The organism is Allokutzneria sp. NRRL B-24872, from assembly GCF_002155965.1.
Lineage (GTDB): Bacteria > Actinomycetota > Actinomycetes > Mycobacteriales > Pseudonocardiaceae > Allokutzneria.
Map to the genome: position 1 here is coordinate 1 of NZ_MUMH01000132.1, position 19,108 is coordinate 19,108.

At 69.2% G+C, this 19,108-nt stretch carries 16 protein-coding genes; 5 read left to right on the top strand and 11 right to left on the bottom strand.

Going from position 1 to position 19,108, the window contains the following annotated elements; translation table 11 throughout:
• Positions 1–1,015, bottom strand: a 1,015-nt coding sequence (locus CCN37_RS29790; protein WP_086827204.1) for an FAD-dependent monooxygenase, incomplete at its 3' end; no start/stop codon positions are given.
• Positions 1,016–1,033: 18 nt separating this feature from the next.
• Positions 1,034–2,332 (bottom strand): beta-ketoacyl synthase, encoded by a 1,299-nt coding sequence (locus tag CCN37_RS29795; protein ID WP_168200924.1) that lies wholly within the window; start codon positions 2,330–2,332, stop codon positions 1,034–1,036.
• Positions 2,333–2,874: 542 nt separating this feature from the next.
• On the opposite strand from CCN37_RS29795, the gene CCN37_RS29800 reads away from it, so the two are divergent.
• Together CCN37_RS29800 and CCN37_RS29805 are read left to right on the top strand one after the other, a co-directional pair.
• Positions 2,875–3,894 (top strand): ABC transporter substrate-binding protein, encoded by a 1,020-nt coding sequence (locus CCN37_RS29800; RefSeq protein ID WP_086827209.1) that lies wholly within the window; start codon positions 2,875–2,877, stop codon positions 3,892–3,894.
• 190 nt (positions 3,895–4,084) lie between these two features.
• Positions 4,085–5,461, top strand: coding sequence for an ankyrin repeat domain-containing protein (locus tag CCN37_RS29805; protein WP_086827211.1), 1,377 nt, complete (start codon positions 4,085–4,087; stop codon positions 5,459–5,461).
• A 42-nt stretch (positions 5,462–5,503) separates the two neighbouring features.
• Here CCN37_RS29805 and CCN37_RS29810 read toward each other — a convergent pair whose 3' ends face one another.
• Entirely contained in the window at positions 5,504–6,034 is a 531-nt protein-coding gene (locus CCN37_RS29810; protein WP_086827213.1) for a hypothetical protein, read from the bottom strand.
• 161 nt (positions 6,035–6,195) lie between these two features.
• Here CCN37_RS29810 and CCN37_RS29815 point away from each other — a divergent pair, with 161 nt between their 5' ends.
• Positions 6,196–6,696 (top strand): hypothetical protein, encoded by a 501-nt coding sequence (locus tag CCN37_RS29815; protein ID WP_086827216.1) that lies wholly within the window; start codon positions 6,196–6,198, stop codon positions 6,694–6,696.
• Here the strand turns inward: CCN37_RS29815 and CCN37_RS29820 are convergent.
• From CCN37_RS29820 to CCN37_RS29850, 7 genes are all read right to left on the bottom strand, one after another.
• Complete coding sequence (locus CCN37_RS29820) at positions 6,602–7,195, bottom strand: HPP family protein (RefSeq protein WP_246843388.1); 594 nt, start codon at positions 7,193–7,195, stop codon at positions 6,602–6,604. The two genes, CCN37_RS29815 and CCN37_RS29820, sit on opposite strands and share 95 nt — an antisense overlap.
• Positions 7,180–7,899, bottom strand: a complete 720-nt coding sequence (gene narI / locus CCN37_RS29825; protein ID WP_086827218.1) for a respiratory nitrate reductase subunit gamma — start codon at positions 7,897–7,899, stop codon at positions 7,180–7,182. Before narI ends, CCN37_RS29820 begins: the two co-directional genes overlap by 16 nt.
• Complete coding sequence (narJ, locus tag CCN37_RS29830; RefSeq protein ID WP_086827220.1) at positions 7,896–8,489, bottom strand: nitrate reductase molybdenum cofactor assembly chaperone; 594 nt, start codon at positions 8,487–8,489, stop codon at positions 7,896–7,898. Before narJ ends, narI begins: the two co-directional genes overlap by 4 nt.
• A complete protein-coding gene (narH, locus tag CCN37_RS29835) occupies positions 8,486–10,051 on the bottom strand; it encodes a nitrate reductase subunit beta (protein ID WP_086827222.1) in 1,566 nt (521 codons plus the stop codon). Before narH ends, narJ begins: the two co-directional genes overlap by 4 nt.
• Entirely contained in the window at positions 10,051–13,701 is a 3,651-nt protein-coding gene (locus tag CCN37_RS29840) for a nitrate reductase subunit alpha (protein ID WP_086827224.1), read from the bottom strand. The genes narH and CCN37_RS29840 overlap by 1 nt, the downstream gene beginning before the upstream one ends.
• 387 nt (positions 13,702–14,088) lie before the next feature.
• The gene (locus tag CCN37_RS29845; RefSeq protein ID WP_086827226.1) at positions 14,089–14,298 is read right to left on the bottom strand and encodes a DUF397 domain-containing protein; all 210 of its coding nucleotides are present in this window, start codon (positions 14,296–14,298) and stop codon (positions 14,089–14,091) included.
• 12 nt (positions 14,299–14,310) lie between these two features.
• Positions 14,311–15,177, bottom strand: coding sequence for a helix-turn-helix transcriptional regulator (locus CCN37_RS29850; protein WP_168200925.1), 867 nt, complete (start codon positions 15,175–15,177; stop codon positions 14,311–14,313).
• A gap of 121 nt (positions 15,178–15,298) precedes the next feature.
• Here CCN37_RS29850 and CCN37_RS29855 point away from each other — a divergent pair, with 121 nt between their 5' ends.
• Positions 15,299–15,568, top strand: coding sequence for a hypothetical protein (locus CCN37_RS29855; RefSeq protein WP_086827229.1), 270 nt, complete (start codon positions 15,299–15,301; stop codon positions 15,566–15,568).
• Between the two features lie 66 nt (positions 15,569–15,634).
• Positions 15,635–17,653: a beta-galactosidase gene (locus tag CCN37_RS29860; protein WP_086827231.1), complete on the top strand. Its 2,019-nt coding sequence runs from the start codon at positions 15,635–15,637 to the stop codon at positions 17,651–17,653.
• 197 nt (positions 17,654–17,850) lie between these two features.
• Here the strand turns inward: CCN37_RS29860 and CCN37_RS29865 are convergent, their stop codons facing one another.
• Positions 17,851–19,086: a glycosyltransferase 87 family protein gene (locus tag CCN37_RS29865; RefSeq protein ID WP_086827233.1), complete on the bottom strand. Its 1,236-nt coding sequence runs from the start codon at positions 19,084–19,086 to the stop codon at positions 17,851–17,853.
• Between the last annotated feature and the right edge of the window lie 22 nt (positions 19,087–19,108).

Sequence of the window (19,108 nt, forward strand, 5' to 3'; positions counted from 1 at the left end):
GCGAGGTCTGGGCGAGGGTGTCGTCGAGGACTCGGGCCCCGACGGGATGCCGTTCCGTTTCGTAGGTGTCCAGCAGCTCCTCGGGCGCCCAGCCCTGGATCACCGCGGCGAGCTTCCAGGCGAGGTTCGTGGCGTCCTGCATGCCGAGGTTCAATCCCTGGCCCCCCAACGGCATGTGGATGTGCGCGGCGTCGCCGGCGAGCAGCACCCGGCCGTTGCGGTACCGCGCCGCCTGGAGGGTGGCGTTGCCGAAGCGTGCCAGGTACGAGGGGTCGTGCATGCCGAAGTCGGTGCCGACGACACGGCGGGTGCTCTCCTTGAGCTCCGCCAACGTGAGCGGCTCGTCCTTGGGCACGTGCAGCATCGAGTGGTCGGTCGGTGAGACCCGGTACCGGCCGCCACCCAGTGCCACCAGGAACAGTGCGCCGTTGTCCCCGTTGACGGTCAACGACACCGACTCCGGCGGGTCGGCGAGGCGGACGTCGCCCAGCGGCACGCTCAGCGTCGACGGGCTCCCGAGGAACTCGATACCGGCGGCCTTGCGCACGGTGCTGGACGGACCGTCGCAGCCGACAACCCAGTGGGAGTGGAAGGTTTCGCCGGTGTCGGTCTCCACGACGACGGAGTCACCGAGGGAGCGGACGCCGGTCACCGCTCGGCCGCGCAGCACCTCCACGCCGAGGTCCGAGGCGTGCTCGGCGAGCAGGGCCTCGGTCCTCGGCTGCGGGAGGAACAGTACGAACCGGTACTTGGTATCAAGTTCCGCGTAGCTCAACCTGTTGTCCAGCAACGCGAAGTGCGTTGTCGGCAGCTGCTTGCCCTCGGCGAGCCAGCGATCGGCCACCCCGCGCATCGCGAGCAGTTCCAGGGTGCGGGGGTGCATGGTGAGCGACTTGGCGTGCGGGACGGGCTCGGTCAGCCGTTCGAGAACGGTGACCTCCACCCCGGTCCTGCGCAGCTCCGCGGCCAGCCACAGACCGACCGGACCCGCCCCGACGACAACGACCTCGCGCATGGCACTCCCGCTCACCAGCTACACCGGCTCTTCGCCGCCGGACCAACCGCGGACCATGATGGCGGAGTTGTTGCCGCCCATGCCCACGCTGGTGGTGATCGCGGTCGGCACCGGAGCCGGGATCGCCTTGCCCATGACGTGGTTGAGGTCCGCGCAGCGCGGGTCGGGGTTCTCCAGCCCGTAGGTCGGCGGCACCACGTCGCGGTGACTGGCCAGCAGCGCGGTGATGAACTCGACGCCGCCGGTGCCGCCGAGCATGTGGCCGGTGGCCCCCTTGGTACCGCTGACCATCGGGCTGGTCGCGGGGTCGGAGCCGAAGACCTTGCGGATGGCGAAGGCCTCCGCCGGGTCGTTCATCTTGGTCCCGGTGCCGTGCACGTTGATGTAGCCGACCTCGGCGGTGCTGACCCCCGCGTCGAGCAGCACCTCCTCCAGGCACGCGCGCATGCCGGGCGCCTCGTCGGGTCGGATGTCGGACATGTCGTAGGCGTCGCCGCGCAGGCCGTAGCCCAGCACCTCGCCGTAGATCCGCGCGCCGCGCGCCCTGGCGTGCTCCAGTTCCTCCAGCACCACCACACCCGCGCCCTCGCCGAGGATCGTGCCGTCGCGCTTGTCGTCGAAGGGGCGGCAGACGCCGATCCGCGAGCCGGTGCGGTTCTGCGCGAACGCGGCGATGGTGATCTCGTTGACCGCGGACTCCGCGCCGCCGGTCAGCATCAGTTCGGCGCGGCCGTACTTGATCTTGTCGTAGGCGGCGATCAGCGATTCCGCCCCGGAGGCCGACGCGCCGCTGACGGTCACCAGCGGGCCGGTCAGGCCGTGCCGGATGGACACCGCCGAGGTCGGGGAGTTCGGCAGCGTCAGGTTGCACAGCCGCGCCGAGATCGACCGGCTCCCGCCCTGCTCCAGCAGCTTGTACTGGCGCTGCAGGATCTCCGCGTTGGAGTAAGCCACGCCGATGGCGACACCGAAGCGGTCCAGCTTCTTCGGTGATCTCGTGGAGTCGGAGTGCACCTCGTTGCGCGGCAGGTCGAGCCCGGCGTCGGCGGCAGCGGCCTGCGACGCGGCGATGGCCAGCCACTGGAACCGGGCGGTGACCCGGATGTCGCGCTCGGAGATGCCGTGCTCGGCCGGATCGAAGTCCGTCAGCTCGGCGGCCCGCTTGATCGGACACCGCGAGGTGTCGAAGCGGGTCAGCTCGCCGACCCCGCTCCGACCGTCGCACAGATTGGTGAAGAAGTCTTCGACCGTGCTGCCAAGCGAACTGACAACACCGATTCCGGTCACCACGACGCGCCTGCCGCCGACAGCGATCACGTTGCTCCTCACGAACTGCTCGAACTGCATCCGGATATGTGGCGGGCAGACCCTAGCGACACATTCTTCCGCTTCCTAGCCGGATTGATCAGCGGCACGCATAAGGACTGCTCACCGACGCGGCTCGCGGGTACGGGCGCATCGGCGGACCACGTCGGCGCCACCGTGCGATGTGCATGTTCCACCGGCTCGTCCGAACGGACCACGTTCGACGTGGGCCGAAGGTCCGATAAGGCCGTCATTCCCGGTAGCGGTCGGGGAAATACGTGCGGGTCGCGCCCCCGTCCAGGTCGATGGCGGGCCATTCGGGAAGGGCGGCAAGCGTCTGCGGAGACTTGTCTATGCGGGCTGGTGAACCGGTTCAGAGGGCGCATTCGCGACCTGGAAACGGTCAGATCACGGTCACTCGTTCGGCGGAGAGCTGCAAATAGTTGGTATCGATAGTGATACTTCGGTACCTGCGCTGTCATCCGCAATGGTCGCGGATTTGACTGGTATAACTCTCGTGGTCATCGGGCCCTCGTCGGAAAGAATATGTGAAAATGTCGCGCAGTATCACTGGACGAAAAGTGCGGGCACTGCTCGCCGCCCTCTCGCTGCTGCTCGTCGCCTCGGGCTGCGGCCTGCTGGGCGGGGACTCCGGCTCCCGGGCGGCCGACGGCGGCGCCGAGGGGACCGGGCTGGAGAAGACCCGGATCAAGGTCGGCGCGATGCCGATCATCGACTACGCGCCGCTGCACATGGCGATCCAGAAGGGCTACTTCCGGGACGCGGGCCTGGAGGTCGAGACGGTCGGCATCCCCGGTGGCGCCACGAGCGTGACCGGGCTCGTCGGCGCGAGCTTCGACATCTCCGTCGGCAACTGGATGTCCTTCTTCGAGGCCCAGTCCAAGGGGGTCGCCGACCTCAAGCTGATCGCCGACGGGTACCAGACCCGCCCGCACAACTTCGTCATCGCGGTCCCGCAGGGCTCCTCGATCACCACACCGCAGGACCTGGCGGGCAAGCGGATCGCGGTGACCGTCCGCGGCGCCATCGCGGAACTGCTCGCCAAGGCCTCGATGGACGCGCACAGCGTCAACCACGGCGGGGTCAGCTGGGTGGAGATCCCGTTCCAGAACATGCCGATCGCGCTGAAGGCCAAGCAGGTCGACGCCGCGGTCATGGTCGAGCCGTTCATCACCCAGGCCGAGCGCAACTTCGGCGCGATCCCGGTGCTGGACGTCGCCCAGGGGGCCACCGGTGATTTCCCCATCTCCGGCTACGCGACGACGGCCGCCTTCGCCAAGGACAACCCGAAGACCCTGCGGGCCTTCCGCACGGCGCTGATGCGCGCGCAGAAGGAGGCCTCCGACCGGGGCAAGGTCGAGCAGGTCCTGCCCAGCTACGCCAAGGGCATCGACCAGGTCACCGCGAGCCTGGTGCACCTGGGCGCGTTCCCGACGCGGCTGGACACCGTGCGCATCCAGCGGGTCGCCGACCTGATGGCGGTGCACGACCTGCTGCCGAAGCCGCTCAAGGTCGACGGCATGGTGATGGAGAACCTGCCGGACACCGACTGACCGGCCACGTCCACCGAGAAGAGCTGCTTCGCGCCGGCGGAGTAGCGGGTACGCTGCCCGGAGGCGGGTTGGGCCGCCTCCGGGTCCGCGGAAAAGGCTGAGCCTGCCCAGCGAGGACCGGTAGTGCCCTGGCCGCACCACCTCCTTTCACCCCGTCACGCGGACCACGGGGCCATGGAAGGAGGTCGCGATGTCGACCGTTCCCCTGCCCGAACGCCCGCACCTCGGCCAGTTGCGCAAGCAGGCCAAGGAGATTCGAAGCGCCTCGGGCACCACCCTGGCCGACGCGCAACGCGCGCTCGCGCGACGTCACGGCTTCGCGAGCTGGTCGCGACTGGTGCGGCACGTCGAAGCGATCAACGCGCGTTCCTGGACCTACACCGAAGCGCCCGTCGATGAGCCCGCCGCCGACCGCTTCCTGCGTTTGGCGTGCCTGAACTTCGCCGAGGACGCGCCGCAGCGCCGTGCCGAGGCCGCGCGGCTGCTCGGTGAGAGTCCCGGCCTGCCCGCGTCCGGCATCGGTGTCGCCGCCGCGTGTGCCGATGTTTCCCAGTTGCGCCAACACTTGTCCGCCGGGGCATCGGCGTCGGCGCCCACGGGGCCGTACGGCTGGCCACCGCTGATGTACCTCAGCTATTCCCGCCTCGATGTCGGCCTCGACGACACGCTCACCGCCGCGCGGATGTTGCTCGACGCGGGTGCCGACCCCAACGACGGACGGTTCTTCCTGGGGCTGCCAACGCCTTTCACCCTGCTGACCGGCGCCATCGGTGGAGGAGAAGGTGATCAACCGCCGCACCCGCACTCCATCGCCCTCGCGCGGGTGCTGCTCGCCGCGGGCGCCGACCCCAACGACGGGCAGGCGCTCTACAACCGCATGTTCTCCGAGCGGGACGACGCCTACGAACTCCTGTTCGCGTTCGGCCTCGGGCGCGGTGATGGCGGCCCGTGGCGGCGGTTGCTGCCAGATCTTGTTGACGAGCCGCAAAGGGCGCTGCGCAAGCTGCTCGCGTGGGCTGTGCTCCACGGGCAGCTGCAGCGAGTGGCGTTGTTGGCCCGCAACGGTGTTGACGTTCTCAGTCCGCTCAACACGGGTATCACTCCGTTGGAGACCGCGCTGCGCAACGGTCACAGTGCGATGGCGGAGTTGTTGCGCGGCTTGGGAGCTGATGACGCCGAACTCGATCCCGTGGACGCGTTCATCGCCGCCGCGCTCGCCGGGGACGAGGCTGCCGTCGAAGCCACGCCGGAAACCGTCGTCAGCGCCGCGCGGGGAGCTCGCCCGGGACTGCTCGTCTGGGCAGTCGCTCAGCGTCGTCCGTTGGCCGTGAAGTTGTTGCTGGACAAGGGTTTCGATGTGAACGCCCGCGCGCGGAGCGACCTGCCGGTCGACGAGCCGTGGCAGACCCCGCTGCACACCGCCGTCGAGTTCGGTGATGTCGAGCTGGTCCGGCTCCTGCTGGAGCGCGGCGCCGATCCCGGCATTCGCGATCACCGTTTCGACTGTGACGCAAGGGAATGGGCTGAGCACTTCGGTCGAGCGGACGTGATCGATCTGTTCGCCTGACGGAGAAACGGGGTCGCCGTGCGGGCGACCCCGTTCACCGGGCTAGCACCCGCAGCTGTAGAAGACCACGTCCCAGTGGTTGCCTTCGCGGTAGTAGATGTTGCCCGACGGCGCCTTCCACTTGCTGCCGCCGATGGAGGCGAAGTTCCCCTTGACGTAGTTGTCCAGGCAGCTGCTCAGGCCGAAGTCGAGCTTGTAGCCGTTCCAGTGGCTGTAGGTGCCCGACGCGTGCCCGGTCTCCGTTCCACCCGTCACGTTGAGCCCGCAGCGAGAAGCGTTCTTCAGCGTGATGGCGCCCTGGATGGTGGCCAGGTTGACCTGGGTGAAGGACGTGCAGTTGGGGCGGTTGCGATCGCTGCACCCACCGCTGGAGGACCACGTGATCCCGGCGGCGCGCAGCCGGTTCGTCGCGTCGGCGTGGGAGATCTTGGTGGCCATCGCGACCGCGTCACCGCTGGCGGGCGCGAGCACCGGGTCCTGGCCGGACGGCGACGCCGCGGCCCAACCGGAACCCAGTACCAGTCCAGCGGCCGCGACGAGGGTGGTCAGTCCGAGGGCACGAGTCTTGCTCATGGCGGATTCCTTCCTGGCACGCGGTGCAGGGGGAACGCGTGCCGGACTCGCGAACCTAGGTCGCACCGCCTAAGGACCGGTTAAGCACCGCCGCCCGGAGTAGCCGGGACGGGTAGTTCTGCGCATGTGCATGCACCCGTCTGACCAGCAAGCTCTCCGCCATGCACAAGATCGCAGCGATTCTCGCCGGTGCCGCGTTCGCCGTGACCGGGCTGACCGGAACCGCCGTCGCCGCGCCGGCGCCGTTCTTCGAGTACGACGCCGCCGCAGGCGCGCACCCCGTGAGCGGCCGTTCGGGCAGCTACGTCCAGGACCACCTGGCGGAGATGTCCGGCAACGGCCACATCGTCAGGGTCTTCACCAGCGGGTGGCGCGATGAGTGGATGGTGACGCTCAAAGCCCCCGCGGGGCAGAAATTGGTACCGGGTACCTACTGGGACGCCAGGCGCTACGAGGAAGGCCACGGGCCGACCCCAGGCATCGAGGTCGTGCACAGCGGCATCTACTGCGAGGACGCCTACGGTCAGTTCACCATCGACCGGTACGAGCATGGGGACGGTGCGGAGGTCATCGCGTTCGACGGCTCGCTCGAACACCGCTGCGGCGCTCCGGACGCCCCTCCGCTGAAGATCCGGGTGAGCTACCGGCAGCCAACCGGTTGATCACCACGCCGAGCAGGGTGATCAGCACGACGCCGGTCATCAGCACGGCGAGCTGCTCCGGTGTGCGCAGCAGCCCCAGCGCCACGATCAGCGTCGTGGCCCCCGCCGGCGGGTGCGGGACGCCGAGCAGCGGCATCAGTCCGCAGGTCAGGCCGAGCGCGATCGCGGCGGCCCCGACCCGCGCCCAGTCGGCGTGAGCGAGGTCGGGCGGGGTGTTCAGCAGCCCGCACACGGCCAGCCCCAGCCAGCCCGCGCCGACGCCGATCAGGTGCCCGAGCACGGTGTTGCGCGGGCTGGCCGTGGGTGGCGCGGGCCTGGTGAAGATCAGGAACGCGGTCGGGCCGAGCGAGGGGAACAGCAGCGGCTCGCCCGTGGCCATCGCCAGCACCGCGATGACGGCGATGGCCACGAACGACGCCGCCCCGCAGTACAGCGCCTTCGAAGACAGCGCTTTCAATGACAACGCCTTCAAGGACTGGGCCTTCACCTGCGCTGCCACTCCCGGCTCATCCTGCGCTCGACGGGGCGCTCATCGCGGCTGCGGTAGACGATGTACGGCCGCACCAGGTACCGCACCGGAGCGCTGAATGCGTGCACCAGCCGGGAGAACGGCCACAGCGCGAACAGCACCATCGCGAACAGCACGTGCACGCGGTAGCTCAGCGGCGCGCTCGCCATCAGCGAAGGATCGGGGTGCAGCAGGAGAACCCCTCGGAACCACGGCGAAACCGTTGAGCGGTAGTCGTATCCGCCCTGCACACCGTTGGTGATCACCGTGGTGGCCAGCCCGGCGAGCAGCACGCAGACCAGCACCACGTACATCACCTTGTCGTTGCCCGTGGTGGCTCCGCGAACGGCAGGGGTCCTCACCCGCCGCCACAACAGGATCCCGAGGCCCGTCACGGTCGCGAGCCCGGCGAGTGAGCCCATTCCCAGTGACACCAGGTGGTACTGCTCCTCGCTCACGCCGAAGAACTCCGTCAGGTTCTTCGGCACCACCAAGCCGAGCACGTGCCCACCGACCACCATCAGCAGGCCGAAGTGGAACAGCGGGCTGCCGACGCGCAGCAGCCGCGACTCGTAGAGCTGCGACGACCGCGTGGACAGGCCGAACTTGTCGTAGCGGTAGCGCCAGACCGTGCCCGCGACGAGCAGCACGATCGCCAGGTACGGCGCGACAACCCACAGCAGGACATCGGTCATCGGTGGGCTCCCGGGAGCGACATCGGGTAGGGATCGAGTCCCACCTGCTCGGTGGGCGGGACCATCGGCAGTGGAATGCGGCCCTGCGGCAACGTGGCGAGCACCGCGCGGACCGCGAGCTCATAGGGCGAACCGAAGCGGCCGAGGTTGTCGGCGAGCAACCGCAGTCCCGGACGGAACTCTGTCAGCAACTGCTCGCCCACCTCTTGGTCGCCCGTCGTGGCGAACTCCAGCACCACGGGCAGGAAGTCCGGCAGCTCCTCCTCCGGTGGAACCATCCCGTGCGCGCGGTAGATCTGCTTGAGCCGCACCAGGGACGCACCCCGCCGCCGGGTGTCCCCATCGGCGTACCAGGTCATGTACAGGCAGCGGCGGGGACGGCTGTCGAACGCGTCGACGTAGTGCCGCGCGATGTCCTCCGTTCCCTCGATGTGATCGATCAGATGGAGGAGCTCCTTGTGCGACAACGACTCCGCCGCGTCACGCACGACTGGGAGGTTCCGCAGCAAGACCTCGTCGGGGTACTGGAGGCACCATCCGGCGACGCTGCGGACGAGCCGTGGGTCTGCCTTGCGGCGCAATGAGATCACTTGCCCGCCCCCGTCCGGAACAAACCGTCCGGCCTGCTCTTGCCGTCCCAGCTGAACAGGTCGACCGAGCCGCCGTTGCCGCCGTTGTTCCCGCCGCCGCCCATACCTGGTCCGCCGTCGGTGTCCAGGCTGCACCCGGTCGCGATCGATTCCAGCTCGTGCGCGCGCCCGACCCCGGCCGTCGGGATCACGTAGCGCTCCTCGTACTTCGCGATCGCCAGCAGCCGATACATCGACTTGATCTCACGTTCGCTCAGCCCGACCGCCGCCGCGACCGAGGCGTCCGGCTCTTCGCCGAGGTTGACCGAACGCATGTACGAGCGCATCGCGGCGAGCTTGCGCAGCGACTCGGTGACGGGTTCGGGGTCTCCTGCGGTGAACAGTTCGGCGAGGTACTCCACCGGGATGCGCAGGGAATCGATGGCACCGAACAGGTTCTGGCTGTCCTCACCGTCGAAGCCGCTGCCCGCGACGGCGTCCACCACGGGGGACAGCGGTGGGATGTACCAGACCATCGGCATGGTCCGGAACTCCGGTCGAAGTGGGAGCGCGACCCGGTAGCGCGCGATCAGGTCGTGCACGGGCGACCGCTGAGCGGCGGTGATCCAGTCGTGCGGGATGCCGACCCGTTCGGCTTCGCGAACCACCTCGGGATCGTGCGGATCGCAGAACACGTTGAGCTGCGCGGGATACAGGTCGTGGTCGTTCTCGACGCGCGCCGCCCCAAGCACCTTGTCGGCGTCGTAGAGCAGAACGCCGATGTAGCGCAGCCGTCCGACACACGTCTCCGCGCACACCGTGGGCTGACCGGCTTCCACCCGCGGGTAGCAGAAGGTGCACTTCTCCGCCTTGCCCGTCTTGTGGTTGAAGTAGACCTTCTTGTACGGGCAGCCCGTCACGCACATCCGCCAGCCGCGGCAGGCGTCCTGGTCCACCAGCACGATCCCGTCCTCGGCGCGCTTGTACATCGCGCCGGAGGGGCAGCTCGCCACGCAGGAGGGGTTGAGGCAGTGCTCGCAGATCCTGGGCAGGTAGAACATGAAGGTCTGCTCGAACTCCATCCGGATCTTCTCGCCGATCTTCGCGAGCACCGGGTCCTTGACACCGTGTTCCGTCGAGCCGGCCAGGTCGTCGTCCCAGTTGGGACCCCATCCCGGTTGGGTCGGCTTCCCGGTCAACTGGGACGTCGGCCGAGCGACGGGAACGTCGTCGCCGAGCGGGGCGTCGAGCAGCGTCCGGTACTCGTAGGTCCACGGCTCGTAGTAGTCGTCGATCTTCGGCAGATCGGGGTTGGCGAACAGCGAGAGCAGCCTGCGCAAGCGCCCGCCGGAGCGCAGCCGGAGCTTGCCGCGCGCGGTCCGCTCCCACCCGCCCTTCCACTGCTCCTGGTCCTCGTAGCGGCGCGGATACCCCTGCCCGGGGCGGGTCTCCACGTTGTTGAACCACGCGTACTCGACGCCGCCCCGGTTGGTCCACGCCTGCTTGCAGGTGACCGAACAGGTGTGGCAGCCGATGCACTTGTCGAGGTTCATCACCATCGCGAGCTGCGCCATCAGCCTCATCAGTACTCAACCTCCTGCGAGCGGCGGCGGATGACAGTGACCTCGTCGCGCTGGTTCCCGGTGGGACCCAGGTAGTTCAGCGCGAACGTCAGTTGCGCGTAGCCGCCGATGAGGTGGGTCGGTTTCATCTGCACCCGGGTCAGCGAGTTGTGCATGCCACCGCGCTTGCCGGTGGTCTCGCTGCGCGGGACGTTCACCGTCCGGTCCTGCGCGTGGTACATGAACACGGTTCCTTCTGGCATCCGGTGCGAGACGATCGCCCGCGCCACGACGACGCCGTTGCGGTTGACCGCCTCCACCCAGTCGTTGTCGGCGACGCCGATCGCGGCGGCGTCGGCCGGGCTCATCCAGAACGTCGGCCCGCCCCTGGACAGGGTCAGCATGATCAGGTTGTCCTGGTACTCGGAGTGGATGGACCACTTCGAGTGCGGGGTGAGGTAGCGAACTGTCACCTCGCGCTCGCCGTTCGGCCCGATCCTCGGTTCACCGAAGAGCCGTTGCATGTCCAACGGCGCCCGGTAGACCGGCAGCGCCTCGCCGAGCTCGTGCTGCCAGTCGTGGTCGAGGTAGAAGTGCTGCCTGCCGGTGAGGGTGTGCCACGGCTTGAGCAGCTCGACGTTGATGGTGAACGGCGAGTAGCGCCTTCCGCCGGACTCGCTGCCCGACCACTCCGGGCTGGTGACCACGTGCGTCGGCCGGGACTTGGTGTCGGCGAAGGTGATCCGCTTGCTCTCGTTCTCGTGGGCCAACTGCGCCAGCGGTCGCCCGACGCGCTTCTCCAGCACCTGGAACGCCCGCAGCGCGAGGGCTCCGTTGGTGGTTCCGGACAGCGCGAGGATCGCCTCGGCGGCCTTCGCGTCGGTGTCCAGCAGCGGTCTGTCCTGTGTGGACACCCCGTTCTTCTCGGCGAGCCAGTGCAGTTCGGGCGCGACGCCGACGACGCTGCCCTTGATCGTCACGCCCTGCTCGTCGAGCACGGGCCCGAGCGAGGCGAGCTTGTCCGCCACGGCGGTGTAGTCCCGCTCGACCACCGTCAGCGTCGGCATGGTGCGTCCGGGAACCGCGTCCTCATCGCCCTTCGACCAGTCCCGCGCGACACCGCCGGGCTGCGCGACCTCGCCGGGGCTGTCGTGCTGGAGCGCCGTGGCGACGATGTCCTTGCGCACTCCCAGATGCGTCTTCGCGAGCTCGCTGAACCGGCGCGCGATCGAGTGGAACGCTTCGAAGTCCGTGCGCGTCTGCCACGGCGGATCGACCGCGGCGGTGAAGGCGTGCACGAAGGGGTGCATGTCCGTGGAGGACAGGTCGTGCTTCTCGTACCAGGTCGCCGCGGGCAACACGATGTCGGAGAACAACGTGGTGCTCGTCATCCGGAAGTCCAGTGACAGCAACAGGTCCAGCTTGCCCTCGGGTGCTTCGTCGCGCCACTTCACCGACTTCGGCCGCACGGCGGGATCGTTGGCGCTCGTGCGGAGGTTGGTGTCGGCGGCGCCGAGGAGGTGGCGCAGGAAGTACTCGTTGCCCTTGCCCGACGAGCCGAGCAGGTTGGCCCGCCACACCGTCAGCACGCGGGGCCAGTTCTCCGGCGCGTCCGGGTCCTGGCAGGCGAAGCCGAGCCGCTTCGTCTGGAGCTCGTCGACGACGTGCTGGACCGGGTCCTTGCCGAGTTCTTCGGCTTCCTCCGCGAGATCCAAAGGATTGCGGTCGAAGGTCGGGTAGGACGGCATCCAGCCCATGCGCGCCGCGTCCGCCAGGCAGTCCGCCGCCGTCGCTCCGTCGAGCTTCCCCTTGGCCAGCGGCCAGGACAGCGCGTCCATGGAGTAGCCGTCGTAGCGCCACTGGTCGGTGTGCAGGTACCAGTACGCGGTACCGATCATCTGGCGCGGTGGTCGGTGCCAGTCGGTACCGGATGCCAACGTTTGCCATCCGGTGAGCGGACGGACCTTCTCTTGGCCGACGTAGTGCGCCCAGCCGCCGCCGTTGCGTCCCTGGCAGCCAGTGAGCAGCAACAACGTCAGGAAGCTCCGGTAGACCTGGTCCGAGTGGAACCAGTGGTTGGTGCCCGCGCCCATCAAGATCATGCAGCGCCCGCGCGAGCGGATCGCCGTGTCAGCGAACTCCCGCGCGATCCGCGTGACCCGCTCGGCGGGAACCGAGGTGATCTGCTCCTGCCACGCCGGGGTGCACGGCTGCTCAGCGTCCTCGTAACCGGTCGGCCAGTCCTCGCCCGGCAGGCCGGGGCGGTGCACGCCGTACTGCGCGAGCAACAGGTCGAACACCGTGGTGACAAGGCGATCGCCGATGCGCCGCACCGGAACTCCGCGCCGCAGGACAGCTCCCGAGCCGTCGGCCGCGTCGAAGCGCGGCAGCGACACCTCGGCCGTCTCGCACCCTCCACTGTGGAGGGTCAGCGTCGGGACGACGTCGCCGAGGTCCAGGTTCCACGAGCCCTCGTCGGAGGAGGACCACCTGTGCCCGACGGAACCGTTGGGAACGAAGGGTTCCCCGGTCGCCTCGTTGAACAGGACGGTCTTCCACTCCGCCTTCTCGCTGTCGTCACCGAGATCGGCCGCGGTCAGGAACTTCCCGGGAACGAAGCTGCCGTCCTTGCGCTCCAAGGAGATCAGGAACGGCAAGTCTGTGTACCGGCGCACGTAGTCGGTGAAGAACGGGGCCTCGGAGTCGACGAAGAACTCCTTCAGCACCACGTGCCCCATCGCCGAGGCGAGCGCCCCGTCCGTGCCCGGGTGCGGCGCGAGCCACTCGTCAGCGAACTTGGTGTTGTCGGCGTAGTCGGGCGAGACCACGACGACCTTCTGGCCCCGGTAGCGCGCCTCGGTCATCCAGTGCGCGTCCGGAGTCCTGGTCACCGGGACGTTGGAGCCCCACATCACCAGGTACGCCGCGTCCCACCAGTCCGCGGACTCCGGCACGTCCGTCTGGTCGCCGAAGACCTGCGGGGACGCCACCGGCAGGTCCGCGTACCAGTCGTAGAAGGACAGCATCGGCGCGCCGATCAACGACATGAACCGCGAGCCCACCGCGTGCGAGACCATCGACATCGCCGGGATCGGCGAGAACCCCGCGATCCGGTCGGGACCGTGTCTCTTCAAGGTGTGCACGTGCGCGGCGGCCACGATCTCCACCGCCTCGTCCCAGTCCACCCGGACCAGGCCGCCACGCCCCCGCGCCTGCTGGTACGCGCGGCGCTTCGCCGGGTCGTCCACGATCGACGCCCACGCCGCGACCGGGTCGGCGTGAGCGCGTCGTGCTTCCCGGTAGGCGTCGACCAGGACGCCGCGCGCGTACGGGTAGCGCACCCTGGTGGGCGAGTACGAGTACCACGAGAACGACGCGCCCCTCGGGCACCCGCGCGGCTCGTACTCCGGCCGGTCGGCGCCCACCGAGGGGTAGTCGGTGTCCTGGCTCTCCCAGGTGATCACGCCGTCCTTGACGTAGATCTTCCAGCGGCACGAGCCCGTGCAGTTCACCCCGTGCGTCGAGGAGACGACCTTGTCGTGGCTGTAGAGCTCCCGGTAGAACGAGTCCGCCTCCCGCCCCCCTTCGAGGTGCACCGCCCGGAGGTCCTGCGAGGTCTCGCCGCTGTTGAGGAACCTGCTCATGCGCAACAGCGCGTGTGAAGCGGTCATGGTGTTGTCTTGCCTCCCCGAGTTCTTTTCGAGGCTATCGGCGAACGGGGTGGGCGTATTCGTTCCTGGCGGGTATTCGGGGGAGACCTGGGGGGTATTGACGGATGGCCTTTTTAAGGGATCTTGACCGGTCCTTGGTATTGGCGTTTTGGGTGATTTACTGCAGGTTGAGCCGGTTTCTGCCTGGTTGTCGGCTTGATTCAGAACCCTTTGCGCGTGTCGGAACTGGCTGGGGTTGATTCATTCTTCGGGAGGCGTGGCCGATTGTTGTTCGGTAGTGGAATTACTGCGCGCCCGCGACCTGGCGCCCGCTCGTCCCCTTCCGCGAGCGCGCAAAAACGGGGCCGGTCCGACGTGGACCAGCCCCGGAAGAAACCGCCGATGGGATCACCCCGCGTCGCGACGACCCGCCTTCACCGCGCCGAGGAACCTGTGCCACGCGGCCGGGCCGAAGGTCAGGGCGGGGCCGTCCGGGTTCTTGGAGTCCCGGATCAGGACCCTGGTGCGCGCGAAGCCGATCTCCACGCACTCGTTGCCGCTGCCGTTGCTACGGCTGCTCTTGCGCCATAACACTCCCGAGGAATCCGGGACGCGCATGTGGGGGCTCCCTCATGAGGATCGAAGTCCGCCCGCGATCTCGGTGATCTTCTGGATCGACCGGTCGGAGTCGAGCGCGGCCTCCTGTAGGCCGGAGAAACTGAGCTTATACCGGTCCACCGAAGCCTGTTCCTCCAGGTAGAAGCCGTAAATCAGGTTCTCGACGTACACCGTGTCCTGGTAGTGGTCCTGGTCGAAGGACAGCACCGTGAACGGCGATCCGATCGCCGGGACGGCGCCCGCCGAGAACGGGAGCACCTGGATCAGCACGGTCTCCAGTTCCGCGAGCTCCAGCAGCCGCTCCAGCTGCCCGAGCATCACCTCGGCGCCGCCGACGACCTGGCGCAGCGCGGCCTCGCCGACCACCGCCTCGAAGCGCAGCGGGTTCTCGCCCCGGATGCGGCCCTGCCGCGCGGTGCGGACCTCGGCGCGCCGCTTGGCGACCTCCTCGCTGACCTTCGGCAGATCGGCGAGCGCGAGCGCCTCGGCGTAGCTGTGGGTCTGCAGCAGCCCGGGGATCAGGTCCGTCTTGAACGTGGACAGCCGCGCGGCCTCGGCCTCCTGCTCGACGAAGTCGTAGGCGACCTGCACCAGCGCCTCGGTGCCGTAGTCCTCCCACCACTGGCGCTCCTGCGCGGCGACGGCGTCCTGGAACAGCCGGTCCCGTTCGGGATCGGATACCCCGTAGATCAGCGCCAGCGCGATCACGTCGACGGGGGAGATCGGCTGCGCGGCGTTCTCGATCTTGCTGAGCTTCGCGGGCGACCAGCGCAGCTGCGGGGCGATGTCCTGCCCCCGCTTGCCCGCGGCGTCGCGCCACTGCCGCAGCTGCCGCGCCACCCGCCGCAGCCGCACGCTCGCCCGGAAAGCCTCAGCCACGCCCAGCACCCCATCCCCGTGATCGTTCGCGAGCAGCCTACGGGGAAACCGTTGTCATCTCCGATCACCTGACCAGGCGGGGCGGGAGGTTTCCGACCGGGCGGACGTTAAGGTCAGCGCCATGTCCGAGAAGCAGGCCACCGGCGAGCGGGTCAGGGTCGCCGAGATCGACCAGGCCGAGTTCGCCGAGGTGGACAGCCCGTTCGACCTCGCGGTGCTGGTGCGCGTGGAACTCACCCACGAGTTCGACGACACCCTCGACGTCGCCGCCGTCGCCGACCACTTCGCCGAGCGCGGCTGGTCCGCCGACCGCGACGAGGTCAGGGCGGCGCTGGCCCGGCTCGCCGACTCCGAGCTGCTGGAGTGGCTGGTCCTGCCCGCCGACCTCTGAGCAGGTCGACCTGCTTGGGTGCTCGACGCTGTGGCACACCGTTGGCAACATCGTCGGGTGGAGTCGATGAGCGGCAGCCGGACGGCGATGCACCTGGACGCCTTCGCCTTCGGGGGTGACTACAACCCCGAGCAGTGGCCGGAGGCGGTGTGGGACTCCGACATGGAGCTGATGCGCCGCGCGGGCATCACCCTGGCCACGGTCGGCGTGTTCGGCTGGGCCCAGGTCCAGCCCGCTCCGGGGGAGTTCGACTTCGGCTGGTGCGACCGGGCGCTGGACAAGCTCGCCGACAACGGCGTCGGGGTCTGCCTGGCCACGATGACGGCCTCACCGCCGCCGTGGCTGGCCCGGCTGCACCCGGAGACGCTGCCGGTCACCGCCGACGGCACCCGGTTGTGGCCGGGAGGGCGCCAGCACTACTGCCCGTCCAGCCCGGTCTACCGCGAGCACGCCGTCGCGCTCGTCGAACGGATCGCCCAGCGCTACTCGGAGCACCCGGCGTTGCGGCTGTGGCACATCGGCAACGAGTACGGCTGCCACGTCTCCACCTGCTACTGCGACGTCTCCGCCGAGGCGTTCCGGCAGTGGCTGGCCCGCCGCTACGGCGATGTCGACGGGCTCAACGAGGCGTGGTCGACGGCGTTCTGGTCGCAGCGCTACTCCTGCTTCGACGAGGTCCTGCCGCCGCGCACCGTTCCCGCGATCCCCAACCCCGCGCAGAACCTGGACTTCCAGCGCTTCTCCTCCGACGCGATGCTCGAGTGCTTCCTGCTGGAGAAGGACGTGCTGCGCGCGCACGCGCCGGGCGTGCCGGTCACCACCAACCTGCTCGGGCTGGCCAAGTCCGTCGACTTCTTCGAGTGGGCGCGGCACCAGGACGTCATCTCCCACGACTCCTACCCCGACCCGCACCGCGCGGACACCCACGTCGAGGTCGCCTTCAACTACGACCTGATGCGCTCGCTCGGCGACGGCCGCCCGTGGCTGCTGATGGAGCAGGCGCCGAGCGCGGTGAACTGGCGGGATCGCAACGCCCCCAAAGCTCCTGGGCAGATGCGGCTGTGGAGCTACCAGGCGGTGGCGCGCGGCTCGGACGCGGTGCTGTACTTCCAGTTCCGGCAGTCGCGGGGCGGCGCCGAGCGCTTCCACTCCGCCGTCGTGCCGCACGCGGGCCCGGAGACCCGGATCTTCCGCGAGGTCGCCGACCTGGGCGCTGAGCTGGCCGCGCTGCCCGAGGTCCTCGGCTCGCGGGTGGAAGCCGAAGCCGCGTTGCTGATGGACTGGTCCAGCTGGTGGGCGCTGGAGGCGGACTCCCACCCGGCGACCGACCTCAGCCAGGTCGAGGCCAACCTCGCGCACTACCGCCCGCTGTGGGAATCGCGGATCACCACCGACATCGTGCACCCCGCCGCCGACCTCAGCCGCTACCGGCTCGTGGTCGTGCCCAACCTGTACCTGGTCGACGAGGCGGTCGCGGCCAACCTGGCCGAGTACGTGCGCGCCGGCGGCCACCTGGTGATGTCGTTCTTCTCCGGCATCGTCGACAGCAACGACCGCGTGCACCTCGGCGGCTACCCGGCGCCGTTCCGCGACCTGCTCGGCGTGCACGTGGAGGAGTTCTGGCCGCTGCCCCCGCACGGCGCCGTCGGCCTCGCGCTCGCCGACGGCCACCACGGCACCGCGACGCTGTGGTCGGAGTGGATCAACCTGGAGGGCGCCGATGCCCTGGCGACCTTCGCCGGTGGCGAGCTGTCCGGCCGCCCCGCGATCACCCGCCGCCGCTACGGCGCGGGCGTCGCCTACTACCTCGGCACGAAGCCCGACGCCACCACCATGGGCACCCTGCTCCGCCGAGCCGCCACCGAGGCGGGCGCCGCTCCCGTCCTCCCCGGCGCTCCCGCCGGTGTCGAGGTGACCGTGCGCAGGACCGAGACCGGCACCCGGTTCCTCTTCCTGCTCAACCACAACGTCTTCGCCGCCCCCGTCCCCCTCCCGCCGGGCGCCACCGACGCGCTCACCGGCCAAGCTCTCGACGAGCAGGTCACCCTCGACCCCCGAGGCGTCCTCATCGCCCGCCTTCCCTGACCGCCGCTCGCCACATCGGGGTACATCTGTCCACAGTGGACCGTGCGGTGAGCGGAGTTCCGCCCAACCACCACTTCCGCCTTGCGCCCCACGCCTTCGCCCACAACGCTTGAAAGCGGGGGACCCCGGAGCGTGCGAAAGCCACCCTCGCCCGCTCGAAGGCCCGTAGCCGGGCGTGGTCATGCCAGACCGAAACGTCAGGAAGGCTGTGCGGCAGGGGTTTTTCGGAGTCGCGACACGATCCACGCGGACGACAGCGCGAACACCAGCAGGTACACGTTGCTGGTGACGGCTTCGAGCCACGGCCACGAGCGCAGCGCGAACAGCCCGATCTCCGGCTGCGTCTTCCCGCCGACCGGGGGGAAGCTGACGATCCACGCGAACGTCAGCGCGTAGACGCCGCCGACCACCCACCAGCCGGGTCGCCCCGCCGTGCGCGCCACGTGCACCAGGTAGACCAGCAGCGGCACGAACCACACCCAGTGGTGCTCCCAGGAGAACGGGGACACAGCGGTCCCTGTCATGCCGACCACGGTCACCGCGACGAGTTCTTCGCCGCGCCGGTGCGCCCACACCGCGAGGCCCATGCCCAACACGCCGACGACGAGCGCGAGCACCAGCCACGCGGTGGAGGTGGCGTTGCCGTCGCCGGTGAGCCGCGCGAGCATGCCGCTGATCGACTGGTTGCTGTACGACGCGGTGGTGCCGATCCGGTTGGAGGACAGGAAAACCCCGCCCCAATACCGCGCCGAGTCGTGCGGGAGCAACAGGAACCCGAGCCCGATCGTGCCCGCGAACGACGCCACCGCCGTCGCCGCCGCGCGCCACCGCCCGGTGAGCACCAGATAGCCGACGAAGATCAACGGCGTGAGCTTGATCCCGGCGGCGACGCCGATCAGCACGCCCTGCCAGCGGGAGTCGCGCAGCCGGCCGACGTCCAGCAGCACCAACATCATCAGCACCAGGTTGACCTGGCCGAGCGCCGTGGTCAGCCACACCGGGTCCAGCCACAGCGCCGCACCGGCCATCAGCACCGAGGTCAGCACGAGGGCGCGGTCCCGCCGGTAACCCAGTGTCCGCCAGGACAGCAGCACCGCGGGGATCACCAGCAGGAGGTGCGCGGGGGTGACCACCGCGGCCAGCGGGATGACCGGGACGACGCCGAAGGGCACGAAGACCAGCGCGGCGAACGGGGTGTAGGTCCACTCCATCTGGAAGGTGATCGGCCCCTCGTACAACGGGCGCCCGGCGAGCACGGTCTCACCGGCCGCCCGGTACACGTTCAGGTCCACGCCGACCGGGGCGGCCTTCGGCCAGATCAGGAAGGTCAGCGCGTGCAGCAGGACCGCCGCCCCGAACGCGCTCCACGCGATCCGGGGCGTGATCCACGCGCTGAGCGCGCGCTGCTGCTGAAGGCCGGTGCCGGTGCTCACCGGCGCAGTATCGCAGCGCGCT

Excerpts from the sequence above, each read along its gene's own strand:
- narH (WP_086827222.1), bottom strand. The coding sequence starts at position 10,051 with ATGAGGCTGATGGCGCAGCTCGCGATGGTGATGAACCTCGACAAGTGC.
- CCN37_RS29855 (WP_086827229.1), top strand. The coding sequence starts at position 15,299 with ATGTCCGAGAAGCAGGCCACCGGCGAGCGGGTCAGGGTCGCCGAGATC.
- CCN37_RS29840 (WP_086827224.1), bottom strand. The coding sequence starts at position 13,701 with ATGACCGCTTCACACGCGCTGTTGCGCATGAGCAGGTTCCTCAACAGC.
- CCN37_RS29845 (WP_086827226.1), bottom strand. The coding sequence starts at position 14,298 with ATGCGCGTCCCGGATTCCTCGGGAGTGTTATGGCGCAAGAGCAGCCGT.
- narI (WP_086827218.1), bottom strand. The coding sequence starts at position 7,899 with ATGACCGATGTCCTGCTGTGGGTTGTCGCGCCGTACCTGGCGATCGTG.
- CCN37_RS29860 (WP_086827231.1), top strand. The coding sequence starts at position 15,635 with ATGAGCGGCAGCCGGACGGCGATGCACCTGGACGCCTTCGCCTTCGGG.
- CCN37_RS29810 (WP_086827213.1), bottom strand. The coding sequence starts at position 6,034 with ATGAGCAAGACTCGTGCCCTCGGACTGACCACCCTCGTCGCGGCCGCT.
- CCN37_RS29805 (WP_086827211.1), top strand. The coding sequence starts at position 4,085 with ATGTCGACCGTTCCCCTGCCCGAACGCCCGCACCTCGGCCAGTTGCGC.
- CCN37_RS29800 (WP_086827209.1), top strand. The coding sequence starts at position 2,875 with ATGTCGCGCAGTATCACTGGACGAAAAGTGCGGGCACTGCTCGCCGCC.
- CCN37_RS29815 (WP_086827216.1), top strand. The coding sequence starts at position 6,196 with ATGCACAAGATCGCAGCGATTCTCGCCGGTGCCGCGTTCGCCGTGACC.